This window comes from Luteimonas sp. MJ250 (genome assembly GCF_039548455.1).
Lineage (GTDB): Bacteria > Pseudomonadota > Gammaproteobacteria > Xanthomonadales > Xanthomonadaceae > Luteimonas.
In genome coordinates this window covers 1-2,205 of record NZ_JBCLVB010000013.1, presented here as the reverse complement: position 1 = coordinate 2,205, position 2,205 = coordinate 1, and the positions used below count along the sequence as shown (strand labels likewise).

At 68.9% G+C, this 2,205-nt stretch carries 2 protein-coding genes; one reads left to right on the top strand and one right to left on the bottom strand.

Features of this window, described 5'->3' with window-relative positions; all coding sequences use genetic code 11:
* Positions 1-106: 106 nt before the first annotated feature.
* Positions 107-931 (bottom strand): methylenetetrahydrofolate reductase [NAD(P)H], encoded by an 825-nt coding sequence (gene metF, locus WCE37_RS11155; protein WP_343279443.1) that lies wholly within the window; start codon positions 929-931, stop codon positions 107-109.
* 110 nt (positions 932-1,041) lie between these two features.
* On the opposite strand from metF, the gene WCE37_RS11150 reads away from it, so the two are divergent.
* The gene (locus tag WCE37_RS11150; RefSeq protein WP_343279442.1) at positions 1,042-1,968 is read left to right on the top strand and encodes a M14 family metallocarboxypeptidase; all 927 of its coding nucleotides are present in this window, start codon (positions 1,042-1,044) and stop codon (positions 1,966-1,968) included.
* The last annotated feature ends 237 nt before the right edge of the window (positions 1,969-2,205 follow it).

Genomic DNA, 2,205 nt, shown 5'->3' with positions numbered 1-2,205 from the left:
CTCTCCGTGTCCGATGGCATCCCAGCGGCCCGGACGGGATGTCGCAGGTACGGCATCGGCCAAGGGTACAGCGGCCCGCTGCCGCGCAGAAGCGCGGCAGCGGGGCTCAGGACAGCCTGTCGAGCACGGCCGCGGTCGGGCGCGCGAGGTTGAGCGTGTAGAAGTGCAGTCCCGGCGCGCCGCCCTCGATCAGGCGCCGGCACAGATCGGCGACGAAGTCCGCACCCAGCTCGCGGATGCTCTCGACATCGTCGCCATGGGACGCCATGCGCTTGGCCAGCCAGCGCGGGATTTCGGCGCCACAGGCTTCGGAGAAGCGCCGGAGCTGGCTGAAGTTCACGATCGGCATCACGCCGGGCACGATCGGAACGTCCACGCCAGCCGACCGGGCTTCGTCCGCGAAGCGGAAATAGGCGTCGGCATTGTAGAAATACTGGGTGATCGCACCGTTGGCACCGGCGTCGATCTTGGCCTTGAAGTGGCGCAGGTCGGCGTGTGCGTCCTCGGCCTGGGGATGGATTTCCGGATAGCAGGCGACCTCGATGTGGAAATGGTCGCCGTGCACGGCGCGGATGAACGCGACAAGGTCCGCGGCGTAGCGGAACTCGCCGGGATGGCCCATTCCCGATGGCAGGTCGCCGCGCAGGGCGATGATGCGATGGCAGCCGGTCTCGCGGTAGCGCGCCAGCAGGCTGGCGATTTCATCGCGGGTGCCGCCGACGCAGGACAGGTGCGGCGCGGCATCAAGGCCGTGGTCGTCGATCAGCGTGCGCACGGTGTCGCCGGTATAGCTGAGCGTCGAGCCGCCGGCACCAAAGGTGCAGGAGACGTAGTCGGGCGCCCAGGCCTTGAGTCTGGCCGCGGTGCGGTCGAGCTGGGCGCGCTGTCCGTCGTCCTTGGGCGGGTAGAACTCGAAGCTGATCGGAGTCATCGGGGGTGTCCGTCTGGTATTGGCGAATCATATCGCTTTATCGCGATGGATGTTAAGAGTTGCGGGCGGCTGATACAGTCGCCGGCCTATTCGAGTTCAGGGCAATCGAGATGGCGGACACGCAGCACTTCTATTCCATCGGTATCCCCGGCCAGCCCTGGGGCGAGGCCGAGCGCGTGGCGTGGCGTGCGGTGCAGCGTCGCCAGCGCAGCTACCGCGACGAAGTGCTGGCCGCGATCAAGGGCCTGGCCACGGACTGGGAGGTGGTCGAGTACGGCGCGCTTGCGTACGACACCGGCCACTACCCGCTGCTGGCGCTGCGCAGCCGCGGCTGGGACGAGGCGTTGCCGGTGATGCTGGTCACCGGTGGCGTGCACGGCTATGAGACCAGCGGCGTGCATGGTGCGCTGCAGTTCGCGTCGGAGCATGCGCAGGACCACGCCGGCCGCGCCAACCTGGTGGTCGCCCCGTGCGTGAGTCCGTGGGGCTACGAGCATTTCCAGCGTTGGAACCCGGAGGCGGTCGATCCCAATCGCTCGTTCGCGCCCGACAGCCCGGCGCCCGAATCGGCCGCGCTCATGCAGTTGGCGGCATCGCTGCGGGGGCGGGTGCTGATGCACATCGACCTGCACGAAACCACCGACACCGATGAGTCCGAGTTCCGCCCGGCGCTGGCGGCGCGCGACGGCAAGCCTTTCGAGCCGGGCGCGATCCCGGACGGCTTCTACCTGGTGGGAGACAGCGACAATCCGCAGCCGGACTTCCAGCAGGCGGTGATCGCCGCGGTCGAGCAGGTGGCCCACATCGCACCGGCCGACGCCAAGGGTGAAATGATCGGTTCGGCGGTCGTCGCCCACGGCGTGATCAACTACCCGGTCAAGGCGCTGGGCCTGTGCGCCAGCCTGACCGATGGGCGCTACGTCACCACCACCGAGGTCTATCCGGACAGCCCGTCGGCCACGCCCGCGCAGTGCAACGCGGCCCAGGTGGCGGCGGTGCGGGCGGCGATCGACTACGCACTGGCGCATTCCGGCTGAGTTCTGATCGGCCGCGGCCGCGGCCGCGGTGTGGCCGCTGGCCGCTGGGCGCTGATCGCTGATCGCCGATCGCGGGCAAACGGGTTCTTCTCCCGATTGGGCGCTTTCGAGTGATTGCTCCGGGAGGGTGTGCGCTGCCCGCCGTGGAGGCAGGGGGGATGCCCAGCCGGAATATGCGCATCCTGCTCCCAGTTCCGGCCGCCGGCCATCCATGGCCGGCTCTGGGCATCCCCCCTG

What these genes read in the sequence shown, in the direction of transcription:
- WCE37_RS11150 (WP_343279442.1), top strand. Translation starts at nt 1,042, where the DNA reads ATGGCGGACACGCAGCACTTCTATTCCATCGGTATCCCCGGCCAGCCC.
- metF (WP_343279443.1), bottom strand. Translation starts at nt 931, where the DNA reads ATGACTCCGATCAGCTTCGAGTTCTACCCGCCCAAGGACGACGGACAG.